21 protein-coding genes and 2 riboswitches are annotated in these 19,947 nt (G+C 38.8%); of the genes, 18 read left to right on the top strand and 3 right to left on the bottom strand.

The window, feature by feature from the left end; all coding sequences use genetic code 11:
* Positions 1–267: a GlsB/YeaQ/YmgE family stress response membrane protein gene (locus Ga0466249_RS18000; protein WP_215830860.1), complete on the bottom strand. Its 267-nt coding sequence runs from the start codon at positions 265–267 to the stop codon at positions 1–3.
* Positions 268–392: 125 nt separating this feature from the next.
* On the opposite strand from Ga0466249_RS18000, the gene Ga0466249_RS18005 reads away from it, so the two are divergent.
* The 13 genes from Ga0466249_RS18005 (at position 393) to Ga0466249_RS27270 (ending at position 13,826) form a co-directional block, all read left to right on the top strand.
* On the top strand, positions 393–1,703 hold the full coding sequence (locus tag Ga0466249_RS18005; RefSeq protein WP_215830861.1) for an amidohydrolase: 1,311 nt from the start codon (positions 393–395) through the stop codon (positions 1,701–1,703).
* A 97-nt stretch (positions 1,704–1,800) separates the two neighbouring features.
* Positions 1,801–1,875, top strand: a riboswitch (glycine riboswitch).
* Between the two features lie 8 nt (positions 1,876–1,883).
* A riboswitch (glycine riboswitch) is annotated at positions 1,884–1,985 on the top strand.
* A 188-nt stretch (positions 1,986–2,173) separates the two neighbouring features.
* A complete protein-coding gene (locus Ga0466249_RS18010) occupies positions 2,174–3,340 on the top strand; it encodes an ABC transporter substrate-binding protein (RefSeq protein WP_215830862.1) in 1,167 nt (388 codons plus the stop codon).
* A 1,337-nt stretch (positions 3,341–4,677) separates the two neighbouring features.
* Positions 4,678–5,970 (top strand): flagellinolysin, encoded by a 1,293-nt coding sequence (locus tag Ga0466249_RS18015; RefSeq protein WP_215830863.1) that lies wholly within the window; start codon positions 4,678–4,680, stop codon positions 5,968–5,970.
* A 223-nt stretch (positions 5,971–6,193) separates the two neighbouring features.
* Positions 6,194–6,742: a hypothetical protein gene (locus Ga0466249_RS18020; protein ID WP_215830864.1), complete on the top strand. Its 549-nt coding sequence runs from the start codon at positions 6,194–6,196 to the stop codon at positions 6,740–6,742.
* A 389-nt stretch (positions 6,743–7,131) separates the two neighbouring features.
* On the top strand, positions 7,132–7,752 hold the full coding sequence (locus tag Ga0466249_RS18025) for a hypothetical protein (RefSeq protein ID WP_215830865.1): 621 nt from the start codon (positions 7,132–7,134) through the stop codon (positions 7,750–7,752).
* Between the two features lie 34 nt (positions 7,753–7,786).
* Positions 7,787–8,620 carry an acyl-ACP--UDP-N-acetylglucosamine O-acyltransferase gene (gene lpxA / locus Ga0466249_RS18030; RefSeq protein WP_215830866.1) on the top strand — a complete coding sequence of 278 codons (834 nt, stop codon included), beginning with the start codon at positions 7,787–7,789 and terminating at the stop codon, positions 8,618–8,620.
* Between the two features lie 452 nt (positions 8,621–9,072).
* Complete coding sequence (locus tag Ga0466249_RS18035) at positions 9,073–9,789, top strand: response regulator transcription factor (RefSeq protein ID WP_215830867.1); 717 nt, start codon at positions 9,073–9,075, stop codon at positions 9,787–9,789.
* A 48-nt stretch (positions 9,790–9,837) separates the two neighbouring features.
* Positions 9,838–10,014: a winged helix-turn-helix domain-containing protein gene (locus Ga0466249_RS18040; protein WP_215830868.1), complete on the top strand. Its 177-nt coding sequence runs from the start codon at positions 9,838–9,840 to the stop codon at positions 10,012–10,014.
* Positions 10,015–10,085: 71 nt separating this feature from the next.
* Positions 10,086–10,685, top strand: coding sequence for an outer membrane beta-barrel protein (locus Ga0466249_RS18045; RefSeq protein WP_215830869.1), 600 nt, complete (start codon positions 10,086–10,088; stop codon positions 10,683–10,685).
* A gap of 42 nt (positions 10,686–10,727) precedes the next feature.
* Positions 10,728–11,276, top strand: coding sequence for a hypothetical protein (locus Ga0466249_RS18050; RefSeq protein WP_215830870.1), 549 nt, complete (start codon positions 10,728–10,730; stop codon positions 11,274–11,276).
* A 48-nt stretch (positions 11,277–11,324) separates the two neighbouring features.
* Positions 11,325–11,843 carry a hypothetical protein gene (locus Ga0466249_RS18055; RefSeq protein WP_215830871.1) on the top strand — a complete coding sequence of 173 codons (519 nt, stop codon included), beginning with the start codon at positions 11,325–11,327 and terminating at the stop codon, positions 11,841–11,843.
* Between the two features lie 121 nt (positions 11,844–11,964).
* Positions 11,965–12,360, top strand: coding sequence for a response regulator (locus Ga0466249_RS18060; RefSeq protein ID WP_215830872.1), 396 nt, complete (start codon positions 11,965–11,967; stop codon positions 12,358–12,360).
* A gap of 299 nt (positions 12,361–12,659) precedes the next feature.
* Complete coding sequence (locus Ga0466249_RS27270; protein ID WP_281422668.1) at positions 12,660–13,826, top strand: methyl-accepting chemotaxis protein; 1,167 nt, start codon at positions 12,660–12,662, stop codon at positions 13,824–13,826.
* An 86-nt stretch (positions 13,827–13,912) separates the two neighbouring features.
* Here the strand turns inward: Ga0466249_RS27270 and Ga0466249_RS18070 are convergent, their stop codons facing one another.
* On the bottom strand, positions 13,913–14,863 hold the full coding sequence (locus Ga0466249_RS18070) for a S66 peptidase family protein (RefSeq protein ID WP_215830873.1): 951 nt from the start codon (positions 14,861–14,863) through the stop codon (positions 13,913–13,915).
* A gap of 111 nt (positions 14,864–14,974) precedes the next feature.
* Between Ga0466249_RS18070 and Ga0466249_RS18075 the strand changes: the two genes are divergently transcribed.
* Positions 14,975–16,150, top strand: coding sequence for an MFS transporter (locus Ga0466249_RS18075; RefSeq protein WP_246588844.1), 1,176 nt, complete (start codon positions 14,975–14,977; stop codon positions 16,148–16,150).
* A gap of 10 nt (positions 16,151–16,160) precedes the next feature.
* On the opposite strand, the gene Ga0466249_RS18080 is transcribed toward Ga0466249_RS18075, so the two are convergent.
* Positions 16,161–17,096, bottom strand: coding sequence for a helix-turn-helix transcriptional regulator (locus Ga0466249_RS18080; RefSeq protein WP_215830874.1), 936 nt, complete (start codon positions 17,094–17,096; stop codon positions 16,161–16,163).
* Between the two features lie 295 nt (positions 17,097–17,391).
* On the opposite strand from Ga0466249_RS18080, the gene modA reads away from it, so the two are divergent.
* The 4 genes from modA to Ga0466249_RS27830 form a co-directional block, all read left to right on the top strand.
* Positions 17,392–18,201, top strand: coding sequence for a molybdate ABC transporter substrate-binding protein (gene modA / locus Ga0466249_RS18085; protein ID WP_215830875.1), 810 nt, complete (start codon positions 17,392–17,394; stop codon positions 18,199–18,201).
* Positions 18,202–18,273: 72 nt separating this feature from the next.
* Positions 18,274–18,960: a molybdate ABC transporter permease subunit gene (gene modB, locus Ga0466249_RS18090; protein WP_215830889.1), complete on the top strand. Its 687-nt coding sequence runs from the start codon at positions 18,274–18,276 to the stop codon at positions 18,958–18,960.
* Positions 18,960–19,607 carry an ATP-binding cassette domain-containing protein gene (locus Ga0466249_RS18095; RefSeq protein WP_215830876.1) on the top strand — a complete coding sequence of 216 codons (648 nt, stop codon included), beginning with the start codon at positions 18,960–18,962 and terminating at the stop codon, positions 19,605–19,607. Before modB ends, Ga0466249_RS18095 begins: the two co-directional genes overlap by 1 nt.
* Before the next feature lie 274 nt (positions 19,608–19,881).
* Positions 19,882–19,947, top strand: a 66-nt coding sequence (locus tag Ga0466249_RS27830) for a 4Fe-4S binding protein (RefSeq protein ID WP_376769308.1), incomplete at its 3' end; no start/stop codon positions are given.

Raw genomic sequence — 19,947 nt, forward strand, 5'->3', positions numbered from 1 at the left:
TCAGTTTTTTTTATAGGCTGGTACTTGCGGATGGAAGAGACGGATGAGCCACAGAAAGGCTAAGGCACCAAGTGTTGAAGCAATAATGGAACCTATAATGCCGTAGACTGCAAAGCCTAGCATGCCCAACAGAAAATTTCCAACAAATGATCCTACTAGGCCGACAATCAAGTCGCCCCAAATGCCAAATCCATGATTGTGTGAGATAGTTCCTGCTAGCCATCCGGCAATAATGCCAATGATCGCACCGACGATCCAGGATGTCATATAAAAACCTCCTTATTTATTTTTGTTAGTATGCTTTGTAACCAAAAAAGTTATGTAATGGAAAAAAAAGTGGCAACTGTGATAGAATAAGTAAAGAAGAATGGGAGATATCCATGAGGAGCTGAATGATTTTGACACAAGATATTCATCAAAATGTAACGGATATGGCAGAAGAACTGATTAAACTTCGCCGTGATTTTCATAAATATCCAGAGCCGGGCTGGACAGAATTTCGTACGGCCTCGATTGTTGCGGAAAGATTGACTGCCCTAGGTTATGAGGTGAAGTTAGGTGATGCCGTTATAAAGGAAGAGGCCATGATGGGGGTTCCTGATGCTTCTGTGTTGTTAAAGTGTAGAAAGCAAGCTGAAGAACAGGGAGCCAGTGCCTTTTATCTGGATCAAATGGCAGGTGGGAAAACGGGTGTCGTGGGTATTTTAAACACGGGAAAAACCGGTCCAACGGTTGCTTTACGCTTTGATATGGATGCCAACGATGTTGTTGAGGATGAAGCCATAACTCATCGGCCTTGCCGCGAGGGGTTTCGATCGGTACATGATGGAGCCATGCATGCTTGCGGTCATGATGGGCATACGACGATTGGCCTGGGGCTGGCTAAGCTGCTTATGTTGCTGCGTCATGAACTTTCTGGTACGGTGAAACTTGTGTTCCAGCCAGCCGAGGAAGGCGTTCGCGGAGCTCGGGCCATGGTGGAATCTGGTATTGTTGACGATGTGGACTACGCTATTGGTTTGCATCTTGGTACGGCTGCAAATCAGACCGGGCAGTTTGTGTGTAGTGCAGGGGGATTTTTAGCTACGACGAAGCTTGATGCCTGTTTTCATGGTAAGCCCGCTCATGCTGGTTTTGCGCCGCAGGAAGGACGCAATGCCTTGCTTGCAGCTGCAACAGCTTCTCTTCATTTACATGGTATTTCGCGGCATGGTGCAGGGATGACACGGGTAAATGTCGGCATTTTACAGGCTGGGACTGGGCGCAATGTTATTCCGCAAGATGCTCTGTTAAAACTAGAAACACGGGGTGAAAATTCAGCACTTAACGAATATATGCAGCAAGAGGCTACTCGTATTATTCAAAGTTCTGCTGCCATGTATGGCGTGGAGGCACAAATAACCAAGATGGGTGCCGCCTTAGGCGGTCATGGCAACGAGGAACTGGCCACTGTATTAAAGTCAGTGGCTGAATCATCGGGATTGTTTAGCCAGGTTGTCACTCAAGCAAATATGGGTGGCAGTGATGATTTTACTTTTTTTATGAATCGCGTGCAGCAACAGGGCGGGCAGTCTGTTTATGCTTTGCTTGGATCTGATTTAGCTGCTGGACATCATAATGGTTCTTTCGATTTTGATGAATCTATCCTTACAAAGGGAGTAGAAGTACTCGCAAGGAGTATTTTAGCTTTAGGAAAAGAATAATAAAAACTTTAGCTATTTCTGTTGAATAATTGATGAAATTGTTCTATAATAAAATCTGTTTTATATGTACTTTTTACAACTACATATGTGTTTTCGGATGATATTTGCGGAAGAGTGGCTTAGGGCCCACCGAAGGAGTAAAACTCTCAGGTACTTTGATTGTGAAGTAGAACCGTAAATGGACGAGACTCTGGAGAGATCCTGATTTAGGACGCCGAAGGTGAAATACAGTAATCGTAGATTGCTGACAAAGCTCTCAGGCAAAAGGACAGAGACAAAACCAATCCAAAGAATACTCGCTATCTTTGGAAGTGTAGCAATGAAATGCCTAAGGGTATTTATTGTTGTTTGTCCAGAGTCAAATCATCTTATGATTTGACTCTTTTGTTTTGATGCGCATGAAAATTCGGGTTGCAGAGTACAGGTGTAGACAGTGAGCTTTAAGGAAAAGAAAAGGAGAGAAAAATTTTATGCGTAATCGAGGCTTTAAAGTTGTAGCAGTCGGACTCGTTGCTTTATTTATGACTGGAATATTGGCGGGGTGCGGAGGTTCATCATCAAAGGATGTTAAAATCGGGATTTTGAATGAAATGACAGGTGGCAATGCTACTATGGGTACATCCGCTGCCAATGGGGCGAAAATGGCCATTAAAGAGGCCAATGCCAAAGGCGGTGTGCTTGGTAAACAAATTCAGGGAGTTGTTGCTGATAATAAAAGCGAGCCTTCTGAATCGGCCAATGCCATGACGAAATTAGTCAGTCAGGATAAGGTTGTGGCAGTGACAGGCGTATTTTCTAGTTCTGATGCCATTGCAGCTGCCAGTGTAGCTGAAGCAACGAAAGTTCCTTTTATTGCTGTGGGTGCTACAAATCCCAAAGTAACGCTTGATGAAAAAACGAATAAAGTAAGAGATTATACCTTCCGTGTTTGTTTTATTGACCCCTTCCAGGGAACAGTCGGTGCTAATTTTGTATTGAATACGTTGAAATTGAAACAAGCTGTGATGTTAGTTGACAACAGTAGTGATTACAGTAAAGGTTTGGCTAGCTTCTTTAAAGAGGCTTTTGCGAAGGGCGGCGGCACTGTATTAGGTGAAGAAGCTTATTTACAGAAAGATCAGGACTTTAAGACCATTTTAACGAAGGTAAAAGCCTTAAATCCAGAAGTGATTTATGTCCCTGGTTATTATGAAGAAGTCGGTAAGATTGTAAAGCAGGCTCGTGAGCTTGGTATTACTGTACCTATTATTGGTGGTGATGGCTGGGATTCACCGAAACTCGTTGAAGTTGGAACGGCTGCGGCTTTGAATAATACTTATTTTACGAATCACTATTCTGTAGATGACACGAGTACTGCTTCGCAGGATTTTGTTGAAGCTTATAAGAAAGAATATGGACAGGCACCAGATGCTTTGGCTGTGCTTGGCTATGATGCTGCTAATGTTCTGATTGATGCCATTCAGCGGGCGAATAGCACAGAACCTAGTAAAATTCGCGAAGCACTTGCTGCTACGAAAGATTATCCAGCTGTGACAGGGCCCACGACGCTTAATGATACACATGATGCTGTTAAAAACGTCGTGATTATTGAAATGAAAGACGGAAAACAGATGTTTAAGGAAACAGTTAAGCCATAATGTAAAAAGCAATTTGTGTTACATCGATAAAAATAGGCTATCCTTCTTTTTTAGAGAGAAGGATAGCCTATTTTATGTAAAAGAATTATATCGCTAATGCGGCAGCACCTTGAATAAAAGAAAATGAATCAATTTCTTTCCATTTTAACTTATATTTATAACAAAAATGTGACGTCTATTATTACCTTTTGACATAATTTTGTCACAAACTTAGTATAAAATGGTATTAATTCAGGAGGTGCAAACCATTGATTATATTATGTTTTCTTTTCGCTATTGCATTGCTGGACTTTCGTTACCTATAGACTCTAATCTTTTTTTTCTATTAATGGATCCTATACTAATTCAGAGCAAACTTAGGCTAGCTTTATATTTTCAATCAGCAGCATGAATCTAATTGTAATTAGCATGAGATTTTACACTAATCCAGTATATATTAACTACTTATGAACTCAACTTTCACACCTAAAACAGTCTCTTGCAGTCTGAGAGGTCTGTTTCTTTCATTATATGATAAGGCCAATGTTGGCTGCCTTGCCCAGTTATATCAAGGCTTGTTTATTTCTTACTGCGAAAGTTGGAGTTAATGATATTTCAAATGCTTTACAAATGCATTACAAATAACTTAATTCGATGTAATTATTAAATACGAATTAGGGAGATGAGCATCATAGAATTACTCGACTATGCAACAGGCATCTTTTTCGGTTTAGTTATAGTAGGAATCATTTTCTCCATGATTTATAAGTTTCTTGGCAGCGTAAAGTGGATATTAATCTTTATTGGTATGTTTATTACTTTCGCACTATATCATAACTATCCTACGTTCACTATAATTCTAAGCAGTATTATTATTGTACTTACTATCATGCCCAAATTTTTTCCGGAAATATCACATAAGAATTCTAAATGTTTGAATTACCACATCCACTGGACAGACTAAAAATCACTTTAAGGAATGGCGCAAGCCCCCGCTCTATGAGAATGGAAGCGGGGGCTTGGCGTATTTTGTCACAAAAAGCTGACGGTTCGAAATATTTTTTAGGTGGAATTTTTTCTGGAGTTAGCTGATATTTGCCGCTTGCTCAGGGGCTGATGCATGGATTCGTAAAAAAGAGCAGTACTTTTAATGCGTATGATTCAACAAGTGACATGCGTTTTAGAAGAGAGTTCTAGCCTCTTTTCTAAAATGCTTATTTTATAACACAATCTAATCAAGCCTTTCTAAAAAAAATGTAATTTAAATGTAGTTTAAATTACATTTAAATGTATTTCGAATGCAATTCAAATGTATTGTTTCGTTATAAGAATTATATAAGTGAAAGGGGTCTGATTCTATGGCTGTGTTAATTCAAAAATTTTCCAAAACAAGTACGCGGATGGAAACATCAATTAGAAACAAAGATGGATCTTCAGATTCTTTATTAAATCAAAATAAACAAGATTCAAATACTGGACAAGATTTTGATTTAAAAGAAAAATTGAATTCTGTTGATGCTGTTACACTCGAGATACCTGAAAACATAATAAAGCAGCATCAAATTTCCACACAACAATCAACCGCCATTCAAGAGGGTAGATCTTCGCCGCAAAGGGAAACTGTGAATAGCAATCCATCTTTTGCATTGTCATTGGCTCAGGATGATCAGAATATTATTAACTGCTTAAAAGATGATTGGTTAGAAGAAGCGGAAGATGTAATTTCTCAACGCTATGGACTAACAGGAGATGGATCAGATTTAAGTGTCGTTTTGGAGAATAATCCGGAGGCCTATCTTGCTTCTACCAACTTTGAATTCGGTTCTGATGGAAAAGCGTACAATGAATCTTTACATGTTGTTGTGCCAACTGCCCTTCCTTCCACGTTGCCTAACGGCGGAGAAGCTCCAAATTACGACGATCGCGTTATAACCCACGAAATGGTTCATGCGATTATGGGGCGAACGATGAATTTTGAATCTCTGCCTACTTGGTTCGCAGAAGGAACTGCAGAATTTATTCACGGAGCTGATGAAAGAGTAGCAACGGATTTATCCCGTAAGGGTGGTGGAATAGAAGGTGCGGCAGCCATTCAAAATGCATTAGGTGATGGAACCAATAATACTTGGGTCAGTGATTCTTTGCATTACTCAGCCGCCACTATGGCAGTGCGTTACCTACATAAGCAGATTGAGGCGGCAGGTCATAGTGGCGGCATTAAAGATTTATTAACGAATTTAAAAAATAATCCGACGGAAAACCTTGATCAGGCTTTAAGCCATGTCTCTAACTACGCTAACACACATGCATTTATTACTGATTATGTAACAAATGGCAATGGAGAAAAATTTATTCACAACCTAGATATTGCGGGTGAATTTCAAAACGCAGTGAACGATGGAGATACTGGAGGAATAGGTGGAGAAGCTGCAGACAATGGCCCTGTCAGAACAGCCAAGTCAGTCATTCCAGATATTTATGATCCTACGAATACACCGTTAAAGCACTTCCATGTAATTTGGCCTGCATTAGATCCAAATATCGCCTATAATACGCAAAAGCAACTAAGTACGAATCAGAAGAATAACCCATTGAATTCTAAGGCATTTAAAAGTAAAACACTTGGTACACATATAGATGTTGCTAAATAGCGAAGTCAACGCGCACGACTGCTTTACTGAGTTATACTTTTGGTAGTTGAATTTTTGTTTTGTTCTTGAAGTCGTCTGTGTATCAACACAGGCGACTCCTTTTTTCCTCATGAATATCAAGTAAATTAGTGGCCCCCATTTCTCCTAAAGGGGATGTTTGCTATCAAAAAAATACCAGAATAAAGTTAACGTGAACGTTTATAAATTTAAAAGGGATGATTCTATGAAAAGGAAATGTATTTTAATAATCGGATTTTTATTTTTCTTCGCTTCAGTAGCATTCGCAGCTACCATTGAAAGTAGTGAAGACTATAAGGGCACAAGAACCTATTTTGTTATCGACACTGAGTCATCAAGTATCTTTAATTTCAGCAACCATTACCAATTAATCACAATATTTAGCTCGGTCTATGAGAAAGGTAGTACCATCGCGTTAGAAAATTTTACGTTACAATATGATACGTCTCAGTATGATGTCATATCCATTCGCCCCATGATAAAATTCAATGTAAACGGGAAGAGTTGGGAAATAACATCGGCATCTTCTGGTACTTTTACTAGCGACGGTATCGCTCAATTTACCTGGCTTCTTCCTGGTTCTCTAATCCAAGCTTTACTAGACACGAAAAAAGATGTTTCCGTAAAATTTTTTTATATTACATCTGAAGGGGAGCGCTTTAGAGATTATACTATACCTTACAAAATCATTGCATCTGTGCAAAACATGTATTTACAAAAAGTAGAACCCATAAATTCCGTATTGGTAAAATAAACTAGTAATTTTCTGAAGAAAACCACACTTTAAATGTCACTTTCTTTCCTTGTGACCTGGATGACTGAAAGATAATAGCGCCAGAAGGCAAGGCTTTAACAGAAAAATTTTACTCTGGTGGACCTGTTTCTTCAAGAGGCGGGTCTTCTTTTTGTTGCGGCATATCATTAAACTTAAAAATTCTATTCATATCGTATTGCAAGAAAAAATATCAAAATTATGTAAATAAATCAATAAATTAATAAATCAATTAATCAAATTAAATTTAAATGGGTTTCAAATCATCATATTATATAATATGCCTTAATTATTTAGTGCATTCTTTTACAAAATTCTTCAACAAATTACAATAAACTACAATAAATAGGGAGGGAGACAATGTTTATGTTATGTTAAGCAAAGAAAAGACAATGATATGTATTATTTGTTTTTGTTGCATTTTATTTGATATGAATATTGGAACTTGCTCAACGAATGTCGATACTTGTTCAATTTATGAAGAAACATTGTGGATCAGTTTAGATGTTACGCCGGAGCAGAGAAAACAAATTGACGAAATCATTGGAGAAGCAGGTCATGATGTAAAAAATATTCAAAAAAAATCCGTAATCACCAATATGTTTGACATTATGGAGTATGAAAGTCTTCTTAATGACAGACGATCACGCGTAAATGACGATATCATGCAAGTACTGTCTGTAGAACAACAAAACATATTTGACAGCCAGTTAAAAAAGCAACGGCAATTACAAAACATATCAACGGCAGGGTTACTCAATTTAGACTTTTCTGAGAAACAAGAGTTATTAGTTATTCAATCTTTAATGCTCTCACAAAAACAAGTTTGGTCTATTGTTTCAGATAAATCACTCTCATGGGAAGTCAGAAGAAAGAAATTAAACAATATCAATATATTTGCAAATTTAACTCCCTTACTGACTAAAACACAATTAAATGCTTTAAGCTTATGGGGCCAATCACTAAAACTTCTTCAGCGTCAACAGTTATAATGAAATTTATAAGATGAGGTGCGTGTTAATATATATGGAAATGGCATTGGCTTTTCCTAAAGTAAACAAAACAGCGATACTTTGCCCTGGTGCTATGCTTGGGGAAAATGTTGAAATTGGTCATGGCACTATCATTGGGAAAAACGTTATTATCGGAAATGGTACTAAAATTGGGGCATACGCGGTTATCGATGGTCAGACAACGATAGGAAAAAACTGCGTTATTCATTCACATGTATCCATTGGTTCTGAATCGTCAAATCCAAATTTTAAGGATCAGCAAGGTTCTGTCAGAATAGGTAATAATACACAAATTCGTGAATATGTTACGATTACTAGATCTATTGGAAGTGGACAAGAAACACAGATTGGCTCGAATTGTCTATTATCAGCCTATAGTCATGTTTCTCACAATTGTATTATTGGAAACTCTGTGATCATGTCGAATGCTGTAAATCTTGCAGAGTACGTGACCATTGAGGATCGTGCAACAATCGGCGGGATAACAACTATTCATAGCTATGTAAAAATCGGAAGGGGCGTTATGGTAGGCGGTATTTCTAAAGTCGTTGAAAATATACCCCCTTTTCTTATGGTTAGTGGTAATCCGGTAAAAGCTTTTGGCCTTAATAATATTGGTATGAAACGCGCAGGTATTATTGAAAAAAATCGCCGAATTTTAAAGAAAGCTTATAAAATTTTGTACTTTTCTGGACTGGAACTTTCTCATGCCATAGAACTATTAGAGCAACAACCTATTTTGTGTGAAGAGCTGGAATGTTTCATGACATTTTTACACAATAATCATGGCGGTATTTGTAGCGTAGCCCATGAATCAAAGACCAATTTAAAACAAGCTAATGGGTAAAATACTATTTGTTTTAAATTGGTAAATATAATTGTGCTTGATCTTTCCGAACGATCAGAAATTATCTTAAATAATAATTCCGACTTTTGCAAGATGAACTCAGATAGCTGAGTTCATCTTGCAAAAGTACAACAGCATACTGGTATGCTGTTTTGGATAAAGTTTATTAATGACAAGTGCAACTCGATGATATTCGTAATGTTGGCTCGGCATGGTATTACTCTCGAAATATTTCCGGACAGTATTGCGAGAAATGCCAAGTCCGTTCCTACAATAGATATTTACATATCTATTGCAAAGGATTGGAAATTAAGCTGCTCCGGTTTTCGTGAGCAACAACAATCTTTTTGGCTCACTTTTATAATAGCATTTATACATCTATATAGTTGATCTGACCGGTAGGGTGTGTATAGATCTTTAGCACGTTTTTATAGTAATGGAGAGGTGTGAACATGAAAATTCTTTTAGTAGAAGACGAAGAGTGTTTGTTAGAAGCGGTATCCCATATTTTGAGGGAAAAAGGTTATAAAGTTGATCAAGCGGTGAATGGGGATAAAGGCTTAGACATGGCGCTCAAAGGTGACTATGATATTTTAATTGTAGACTATATGCTTCCCAAACGGGATGGCATGTCGCTCTTGCGGGAATTCCGTAGTTCCAATTTGGACACGCCTGTCGTTTTTTTAACGGCAAGAGATGCCCCCGAAGATCGTGTCAAAGCTCTAGACGCGGGGGCGGATGATTATATTGTTAAACCTTTTTCTGTAGATGAGTTGCTTGCTCGTCTTCGTGTTTTAACTCGTCGGAAAAATCAAAATCTGTTAAATGAAAAAGTGGAAGCAGCTGGTTGGATATTAGAGCCCCTATCAGGTCGGGTAACAAAGGGTACGGAACATATTACACTGACTGTCAAAGAGTCATCACTCCTAGAATTGTTAATGCGTAATTATGGTATCGTGTTGAGCAAAGAGCGTATTTTGGAAAGAGTCTGGGGTTATTATTCGGATATTGCAATAGATAATGTTAATCTCTATATTTACTATCTTCGCAAAAAATTGGGTGCGCGCTATATTAAAACGGTGCGAGGCTTTGGCTATTGTCTGAAAGCTGACAGTAATGTATGCCAAGCCGAATTTTGTCAACCTAAGCGCAAATCCATGAAAAAATAGTTAAGGACGTAAGTGCAACAAACCCGCAAGCAGAGGAGGCTTTTCTAAATGAAAAAAATAATTTTAAACCTGATCACTACTTTCTATATTTACAATCTTCGCAAAAAGTTGGGTGCACGTTATATTAAAACAGTGCGAGGCTTTGGCTATTGTCTGCAAGCTGACAGTAATGTATGCCAAGCCGAATTTTGTCAATCTAAGCGCAAATCTATAAAAAATAATTAAGCGCGTAAGTGCAAAAACCTAAAGAAATTTATAAAGAAATAGCAAAAATATAAAGAAAGGATGATTTCGTGATGAATAAAATAGCTGGATTAATAATTATCTTACTTATTATGGCATCTACTATTTGCTTGGCTAGTCCATTGACTGACTATTCTTTAGGAAAAGTATCAATCAACGTAAACTTTGGAACTCCGAGTCTAACTTCTAATAATTGGAGTTCGACGGCAAATCTGAATCCCAGTTATAATGTTACAGCAGGTATGGGATTTGGATTTGCCGGGCAATACATTTATAATGATTTCAAACCAAAAACTCCCAACGGCATCCGCGAAATCAGAGCACAGCAAATCAATCTACTTACTAATCAAGTGAATAAATTTGGCAATATCTCAGCTTTTATAGGAGAATCTAAGACTCAAATAATTGGTGATATCGCGAAAAATGGTATAGTTGCAGGTCTTGTATGTACTGTACCTATTATGCCAAACACTCACGCCTATGCTACTGTAAGTACTGGTACCTATGTGGATAGCTATGAAATGGGTATTGGATATACTTTCGCTCAAAATATTGAACTTAACTTGGACTACCGCAACGCAAACTATAAAGGATTGACCTCTGATGATATTACTGTAAAGGGGCCTTACGGTGGACTTGTCTACAATTTTTAGTTTATTTATGAATAGTTGATTTTACTTAAAGAGGAGATAAATTTGAAACGTATCCAGCTTTCTTTCTTGTTTTGCATTCTGCTGATGTTCAATTTAATTACGATTGTACATGCTAAATCATCATTAGCAAATGGATTTCAGGGCTTAGTTTGGGGACAAACCTTGAATGATTTTTCAGAAAAGAATAGTATGCAGGACGTATCTGTACCATTACGAGGCAAGGAATTAGGGAAGGACGAATTCGCATATAAACGATTTAATCATGATAATGTCATTGGTGGAGTTAGTTCGTTCGATATTTTCTATTTCTTTTGGCAAAATAAATTTGAAGCTGTTAGTGCTTATAGTCAAGGCTATGATAAATTTGATGAATTAGCTGAATTTATTAAAAAGAGACTGGGAAATCCAACCTTGATAGAAACTAATCCATGTTTTAATCGATTGGTTTGGAGAACTGCGAGAGCTGAAATAGTCTTGACAATATCAGGGGATGAACATTTAGTTCAATTTTACATGAAATCGCTCATAGTAGAAAAGGAAAAAAAATGTTACGAACAAACAGATAAGCCTACCCCATACAGCGGATGGTAAACTTTATTGATTTGTGAAATAACGCACAGACAGAGGAGGCTTTTCTAAATGAAAAAAATAATATTAAGTTTGATCGTATTTCTTTTTATGAATGGCAGCAATGGTTTTGCAGCTCCCATCAATACCCTGGATCAAGGACAGATGTCTATCGGTATCGTAGGTGGAAATACCACCAATTGTTACTATCTTGAAAATAAGGTTTCAAATAATGTAACGATAGGAATTCAATCTATCAATAGTGATATTGATTTTTATGGACGAATAGCTCTTTCTAATGGATTAAGTTCAGATAATCCAAGCAATTCGAGTGGCGTTCCGCAACTAATCATTGGCAGCAGAGACTTAAAGACTGGGGCCACAACCTATGGAGGTGTGGGTATTACAGTTCCTTTGGCTGAAGGATTGGACGCTTATACATCTCTGATTGCTGGATCAAATCTTCAAGAATTCCAGTTGGGAGCTACTAGTAAAATATCAGATTCTGTATCTCTTAATTTCAATTATCGCAATGTAAGGCATAATGGTACGAAAAATGGTGTTGGTATTGGTTTAGACTGCCGCATTTAAGGCGTATTAGGTTTAATTCTAAACTTATATCTATGATTAGTCCCAAGAAAGGATAGAGGGATTAGGTGAAATCCGATCGTAAAGCATTCTTGAAATATTTTTAGTAAAGAGGGGTACAATTATGTCTATTAACATTGTTATTGCTGATGATCATGTGCTGCTAAGGCAGAGTATCAAAAGTGTCCTGGAATTAGAACCTGATATGCGTGTTGTCGGTGAAGCAGCTGACGGAGAAGAGACGATGATAATAGTTCAGGGAAAAAAACCAGACATTGTTTTGCTTGATATGAATATGCCAAAATTCAATGGTCTTGAAGTGACGAAGCTATTAATGCTGTCACACTCACGAAGCAAAGTGATTATTTTAACAATTAATAGTGATGAAAATGATGTGTTGGAATTGATCGAAGCCGGCGCTTCCGGCTATCTATTAAAAGATATTGAATCAGGAATGCTTGTCCGGGTCATTCGAACGGTGTATGAGGGGAAATCTTTTATTTACCCGGACTTGGGCTAAACAATTAAATTCTTTTTTTCCTGACATGGCAAGACCTTCTAGCTCGGATAATACTACGCTAGAAACTGATTCATTCACCAATAACCTATGTTCCTTATAGTAGCATAGGTGTTTTTTTTTTTGCAAATATCGAGCAGTTCAAAGACGAATATTGTATGAATAGTAAAAAAGCTGGAAGAAATGTAATTGTTTGTCTGGTAAACAAGGAATTTTTTGGGATGACAGCGAATTATAATAGCAGAATAAATAGATAATTAATTATCGAATAGGATAATCACGATAAAAGGAGTGATATAAAAATGGAGTTAACGAATCTGTCTGTACATCAGGATGAGTTAAAGTTTTTAAAGTCTTTTTTAAATATTGCTATTTTATCCTATGAAGATGGAGCCTCTTTTTTTATTACCGATTTGAACCAAGTAATTTTTAAGCTGGAGAATAAGTTCACTATTCAGGGGATGGAAGTAGGTGCCCCATTTAGTCAAAGTGGACCTGCAGCTCAGACCATAGCAGCCGGAAAAGTCGTTTCTGTGCGTATTGCGCGCAATGTTTACGGCGTTCGTCTGTTCGCTGTCGCGGGACCTATCTGGAATGAGAGCGATACAGAAATTGTCGGTGCCTGGGTTTTGACAGTTCCCCGTCAGCATAAAATTGTGAATGCTTTTGATTCATTTGCACCTGTATTGGCAGACTTATTGCCTGAAGGTGGATTTTTATATGTAGCAGATAAAGAAAAATTTGTAAAAAGGCAAGCATCATCTAAGTTTGATATGCCTAATTTGCAAGTGGGTGCGCAGGTTAGGACGGGGAGCACAGCTGATGAGGCTGTGAAACAAAAAAAATCTATTTTACAAGAAGTGGATGAGTCTGTTTATGGATTTCCTGTTCGTGCCGTTGCTTCTCCCTTGATTGATGACGAAAGTGGTGAAGCTGTTGGTTGTTTTGGACTCGCTTTGCCAAGAAAATTAGCTTATGATCTCCAACAGATTGTCATTTCTCTTGATGAAGGTCTGACAGGAGTATCGGAGTCTGTACAGCAAATTACGTCGGCAACGAATGATGTGAGTGGCAATCAGCAACAATTGCATCATGAAATTCGACAAGTGGAAGAGTTAGTGAAAAAAATTAATGATGTTATGACTTTTATTAAGGAAATAGCTGAACAAACAAATATGTTAGGGCTCAATGCGGCCATTGAGGCGGCGCGAGCTGGTGAAATGGGTCGGGGCTTTAGTGTCGTTGCTGAAGAAATTCGTAAGTTATCCGATTCATCCAAAAAAACAGTGGCCCAAATTAGAGTACTTACGGAGCAAATTCAAAAATCAATTCATGAGACAGCAACTGCTTCGGAGTCTACCTTAGCTGTAGTGGAAGAGACTGCGGCGACAACACAGGAAGTCAATGCGAGTATTGAAGAAATGACTAGCATTGCTCAAAAGTTGGCACAGGCAGCAATGGATCTTTAAAGATTTCAGTAGGTTTACCCCCCGTAGTGCGCGATTGCTTTTGGCAGGAGTTGCGTACTACGGGGGTTTTTTAACTTATTGGACCGTTAGCAGCTTGTGGCTGTTTCCGTAATAACCAAGCCATTTGTGTCTAATATGGCTGTGACACCAAAGGGGAGTGTCACCTGATTTTCCGTATGCCCAAAATGTAACTGATAGAGGACGGGTTTTTTTAAGTTCCCTAACCGTTCTTGCAGCACTTCTTCCAGCTGAATATTAGGCGGTTTGGCATCGGGTTTAGGATCACAATCAGCGCAGACGCCCACTACGATACCTGCCGCTTCTTGCAGTTTTCCGGCCAGTAATAACTGCGTTAACATACGGTCCATACGATAAGGTTCTTCGCCCACGTCTTCCAGACAAAAAATTTTACCCTGTGTATTGATTTCGTAAGGCGTTCCAAGTGTGGAGGTGATCAGGCTTAAGTTTCCTCCCGTTAGACAGCCTTCCGCTATTCCAGGTACGATAAATTCTGGTGCTTGGAAAAGTGGCGGATTGTCAATGAGTCCGAGTGGTTTCGCAGAAGTAATGGCACGGAGCAAAGCATTTCCTGTATAATCAGTTAAGTCATTTCCAATGTCAGACGATACCATGGGCCCGTGAAATGTGACAAGCCCTGTACGTTGACCAATACTTGTATGGAGGGCGGTAATATCACTGTAGCCGACAAATACTTTTGGGTGGCACTGAATGAGCGAATAATCCAGCTGTTCCAAGAGCCGCATGGTACCATAACCGCCTCTCATACAAATAATTCCATCTACATCAGGTGCTGCAAACATGTCATGGATATCAGCCGCCCGTTCAGCATCCGTTCCGGCCAGATAACCGTCGGCTTGATTGACTGATTTGCCTAATTTCACATGGAATCCTTGATTTTCGAGCCAAAGAATTCCCTGTTTAGCGGATTCTAAGTTACCTGGACTGGCGGGAGTAATTACGCCAATTGTATCACCGGGGCAGAGACGTTTGGGTTTTAGTTGAGTAAGGCTATTCATACGTCCATCTCCTGACGATTGATTGTATCTAAGCGAGTATGGAGTGTAGGCTTTTTTATTGTCCTATGGTATGATTAATCATGAAATTTTAGTTGCTTTTGGGGGAGTTCTATGTTGAATTGGCAGAAAAATCTTTGGACCTTATCTATTGCCGTGCTATTATCCGGTTCTAGTTATACTATGGTTATTCCATTTTTACCATTATATTTACTTGATATCGGTGTGAGTCCTGCTAGTGTAAATATGTGGTCAGGCATCATCTTTTCAGCAACTTTTCTTGTGGCAGGTGTGATGGCGCCTTACTGGGGACGTTATGCCGATCGGACAGGCAAGCGTCGAATGGTTATGCGAGCGGGTTTTAGTTTGGCCATCGTCTATTTTTTGGGTGCCTTTGTTCGGAGTCCTTTGGAGTTACTCATTGTCAGGGTTCTACAAGGTTTTGCAAATGGTTTTGTACCTGCGTCAATGGCCATTGTTACTTCGTCAACACCTAAAGATAAAATGGGTTTCAGCATGGGATTTATGCAAACAGCCTTAGTAAGTGGTGGAATTTTAGGTCCTCTTTTGGGTGGGACGTTGTCTCACCTTTTTGGTATGCGTTTATCCTTTGTTATTGCGGCGGGTATTATCTTTTTAGCTACCCTGGCAGTGGGGTATTTTGTAACAGAACCGCCTAGTGCTCAGGTGTCAAAAGATGGTGGCATCCTAGAAGATGTAAAAATGGCTTTTCAAAATCGTAAACTACGCAATATGTTATTGCTATTGTTTACCGTTCAAATGGTCACCATGACGTTGCAGCCGCTTATTGCTCTTTATGTTGCCGAACTACAGGGAAGCATGGAAGGCGTTGCATTGACGGCAGGAATTGTCTATAGCTTGGCGGGAATTGCTGGTGCCATTGCGGCTCCTACATGGGGGAAAGTTGGGCAGACACGTGGATTTATGAAAATATTGGCTGCTGCCTTTTTCGGTGCAGGTTGTTTTAATTTCGGACAGTTTTTTGCATGCAATATTTATCAGTTTAGTGTGTTGCAATTTTTATTTGGCTTATTTATTGTCGGTGTGTTTCCGGCTATTAACACGATTGCTGTTACAGGGATTGAAACGAATTTTCAAGGCCGTATTTTCGGTCTTATGACAACAGCGAATCAGTTGGGCTCCATGGTGGGGCCTCTTGTGGGAGGATTTATGAGTTCTTGGATCGGTATTAAGCCAGTATTTTTATTTACAAGCACCATGCTTTTTTTGTTGGGACTCCGTGTTATTTTCAGTCGCGCGAAGAAATAAACCGTTTTTTTTATGCTTCGGCCATAATTCTGCCAGTATGGGAGAGATCATAGCCGCCCATGCCTGCTACTTCTGCTTGAAAATTGTTTGATTGAAGAATGGCAAAAAGGGCTTTGAATAGTGGAAGATCTGCGTCTTCCTTATGAATAACAAGATCATAGCGTTCTTTTTGCAAAGGAATAAAATCAATATTGGCTACTTGCATGGCAGCCTTTTCCGTTCCCAAACCGACATCGGCTTCGCCGCGGGCTACATAGCTGGCGATGGCTAAATGACTCATTTCTTCGCATTCATAACCTTGCAGGGCTTTGTGATCAATATTTAAACTGTGCAATTTTTCATCAAGTAACACTCTGGCACCTGAGCCGCGCTCGCGATTGACAAAACGCACATCTTGTTTGGTAAGATCCTGCCAAGTTAGAATATTTTTGGGGTTGCCTTTGGCGACATAAAAGCCTTCAATTCGATAAGCTAGATTGACAATAAGGGTCTGATGGCCAGGTAATAAACGTCGAACATAAGGCGTGTTATACGTATTTGTATCACTATCCCATAAGTGGGTTGTTACGGCATTGGCCGTACCACGATAGAGAGCAAGCAACCCGTCAATACTGCCGATGTAATTACGCAAAAATCGGACGTTAGGCATGACTTTTTTTAAATGTCTTGTCAAGATATCTAGAATGATATCTTGACCGCATAATATCAGATCATGATCAGTTGAGATAGGGAATGGATCAGTTGGAGCAGGTTGCGCTGGTAGTGAAGGTAAAGAAGTTTTTGAATTGTTGATGTAGATTTCTAAATCAGGGGCTTCAATACGTACTTTGCGACCAATGTGATAGGCCCGTAAATCGCCACGTTTAATCATTTCGTACACAGTAAATCGTGATATTTTTAAAATCTTGGCAACTTCATCTGGTGTATAAGAAATAATTTCAGTCATTTTATGCACTCCGATCTTTGTATTTGCAAGTAGTGAGTAAAAAATATGATGCATTTGGATAAAAAAATTCTTGCAATTATATTATAACAAAACCTATAATACATGGTATATAGGTTTTGTTTGTTTATGTTCGTTCTAGTTATAAAAATTGAAGGTATTTTAAGCTGATTGGTGAAGATAATGAAATTTTTTATTTATTTATATTTTGTTGGGGTTGTTAGTAACAATTTATCATAAATTTTTTCCCTGTAAGAGTTTAGTTCTTTACCAAAATGAGTTTCATATGAGGAGGCAGATGATGAAAAACAGGTTAGTTTGTTTAGTAAGCAGTTTATTATTTGTTGCTTTATTTATCACAGGCTGTGGTGGTGGGACGCAGCAAAATGTGTCTCAGACAGAACCGATTGAACTCAACATATCAGCAGCTGTGAGTATGAAGGATGCATTAGCTGAGATTCAAGCAAACTATCAAGCAAAGCATCCGAATGTCAAGATTGTGTATAACCTTGGAGCATCAGGTTCTTTGCAGCAGCAGATTGAACAAGGCGCACCAGCCGATATTTTTATTTCGGCGGCGCCTAAGCAAATGAATGAGCTTGAGGCAAAAAATCTTATCAATAAGGCTACACGCAAGAATTTAGTGGAAAATAAATTAGTTTTGATTGTTCCGCAAAATTCCACATTGGCTCTTAGTAAATACGAAGATCTTACGCAGGCAAGTGTGCAAAAATGGAGTATGGGTGAACCCTCTGTCGTTCCTGCTGGCCAATATGCCCAAGAAGTGCTGAAAAAGCTGGGTATTTGGAATGACGTACAAGCCAAAGCTGTTTTGGCGAAAGATGTTCGAACAGTTTTAGCTTATGTAGAAACAGGCAATGTTGAAGCAGGTATTGTTTATAAAACAGATGCAGCATCAAGTGATAAAGTAAAAATTGTTGCAACGGCTCCTGAAGGAACGCATCAACCGATTTTATATCCTATGGCGATTTTATCAGCAACAAAACAAGCAAAAACGGCTGAAGATTTTTTGACTTATCTTACAAATCCTGAAAGCGCAGCTATATTTGAAAAGTATGGCTTTGTTATGAGTAAGAATGATAAATAGCCAATTGTTCTGATAGGTTGATGTTAAGAGGGGGAATTTTGGTGAGGCATGGAGGGATATAGGGTGATTTCTATGATTCAGTGGCAACCCATTATTTTATCTGTGCAAGTTGCAGGTCTGTCGTTAATCTTTGTTACTATTTTCGGTGTTCTATTTGCCGCTATGATGCGAAAAGGCAACTTTTGGGGCAAAAATGCATTAGAAGCTATTTTTGCCCTGCCCCTTGTTTTACCGCCTGTTGTTACAGGTTTTCTATTGCTTTTGTTGGTCGGTAAAAATGGACCGATTGGTTACTTATTGTCAGAACATTTTCATACCAAAATAATTTTTACGCCTTATGCGGCGGTTCTGGCGGGCACGGTTGTAGCTTTTCCGTTAATGTATCACAGTATGAAGGCTGCTTTTCAAAGTGTTGACACCAGTTTGGAAGATGCAGCCCGCACGCTCGGGGCCAATGAATGGAAAGTATTCTGGACGGTTACGATGCCTTTGGCTTGGACAGGTCTTGTAGCGGGGATGGTTTTATCTTTTTCACGGGCTCTTGGAGAATTTGGTGCGACCATTATGGTTGCCGGGAATATTCCTGGCAAAACGCAAACTATTCCCTTAGCAATCTATTTTGCCGCTGAATCTAATGATTTAACCACTGCCGGAATTTATGTCATGATCATTAGCGTATTGACCTTTTTATTAATCTTTGGAATGAATATTTGGGCACAAGCTAGGTTTAAGACCTGGCCCTTTCGGGGGGGATATTGATGTTTCAAATTTCCATCCAAAAACAGTTGCCTGAGTTTCTATTGCACATTGAATTTTCAATTAGTCGGGAAATTCTGGTGCTATTTGGGCCATCAGGTTGTGGCAAAACAACGACGCTGCGTTGTATTGCCGGTCTTGCCAAACCGGATGGAGGAAAAATTTGTTTGGATAATCAGATTTTCTATGATTCCAAGAATGCGACCTTTGTTCCACCACGCGAGCGAAACGTCGGTTATATGTTTCAAGAATATGCTCTGTTTCCCCATATGAACGTGAAGAAAAATATTTGGTATGGAGTCAAGCAGGGGGGGGAACAAGCTAACACTATGTATCAGAGGCTTATGAAATTATTAAAAATTGAACAGCTTGAAAAGCGTTCCATTGGGCAATTATCGGGTGGAGAAAAGCAGCGAATAGCACTGGCACGTGCTTTGATGGCAGAACCTAAGATTTTATTGTTAGATGAACCGCTATCTGCATTAGATCAAACCACACGTGCTGAGTTACAGTCAGAACTGAAACATTTGCAGAAAATGTGGGATATTCCGTTTGTCCTAGTTACCCATGATTTTGCTGAGGCTCAGAATATGGGGGATCAAATTTTATTTATTCATCAAGGCAAACAGGTAGATTCAGGTGTTTGTTAATCAGTTCTATTGATGTTCGAAAAAATCCTTGTATCATGATGGAAGATCATGGTGCAAGGATTTTTTGTTCCTGTGCCGAATGGACCTAGAATGAGTTGTCGTTATGTGTCACTCAGTATGTTATCGTGCAGTTCAGTAACTGATTATTACATTTAGGCTGAATTTTGTGGAACTTTTCCGCAATAGCCTTCAAAATAGTAATAGAAGCTCATAGTGGGCCATGAAAATTACTAATGATGTTTGTAATGATGAAAATTTTTTAGGAGGTGAAAGTATGAGCTTAAAAATCGAAACAAAACGCTGCAAAGGCTGCGGCATCTGCGTAACCTTTTGCCCCAAA

This window comes from Pelorhabdus rhamnosifermentans (assembly GCF_018835585.1).
In the GTDB taxonomy this organism is placed as follows: Bacteria; Bacillota; Negativicutes; order UMGS1260; family UMGS1260; genus Pelorhabdus; species Pelorhabdus rhamnosifermentans.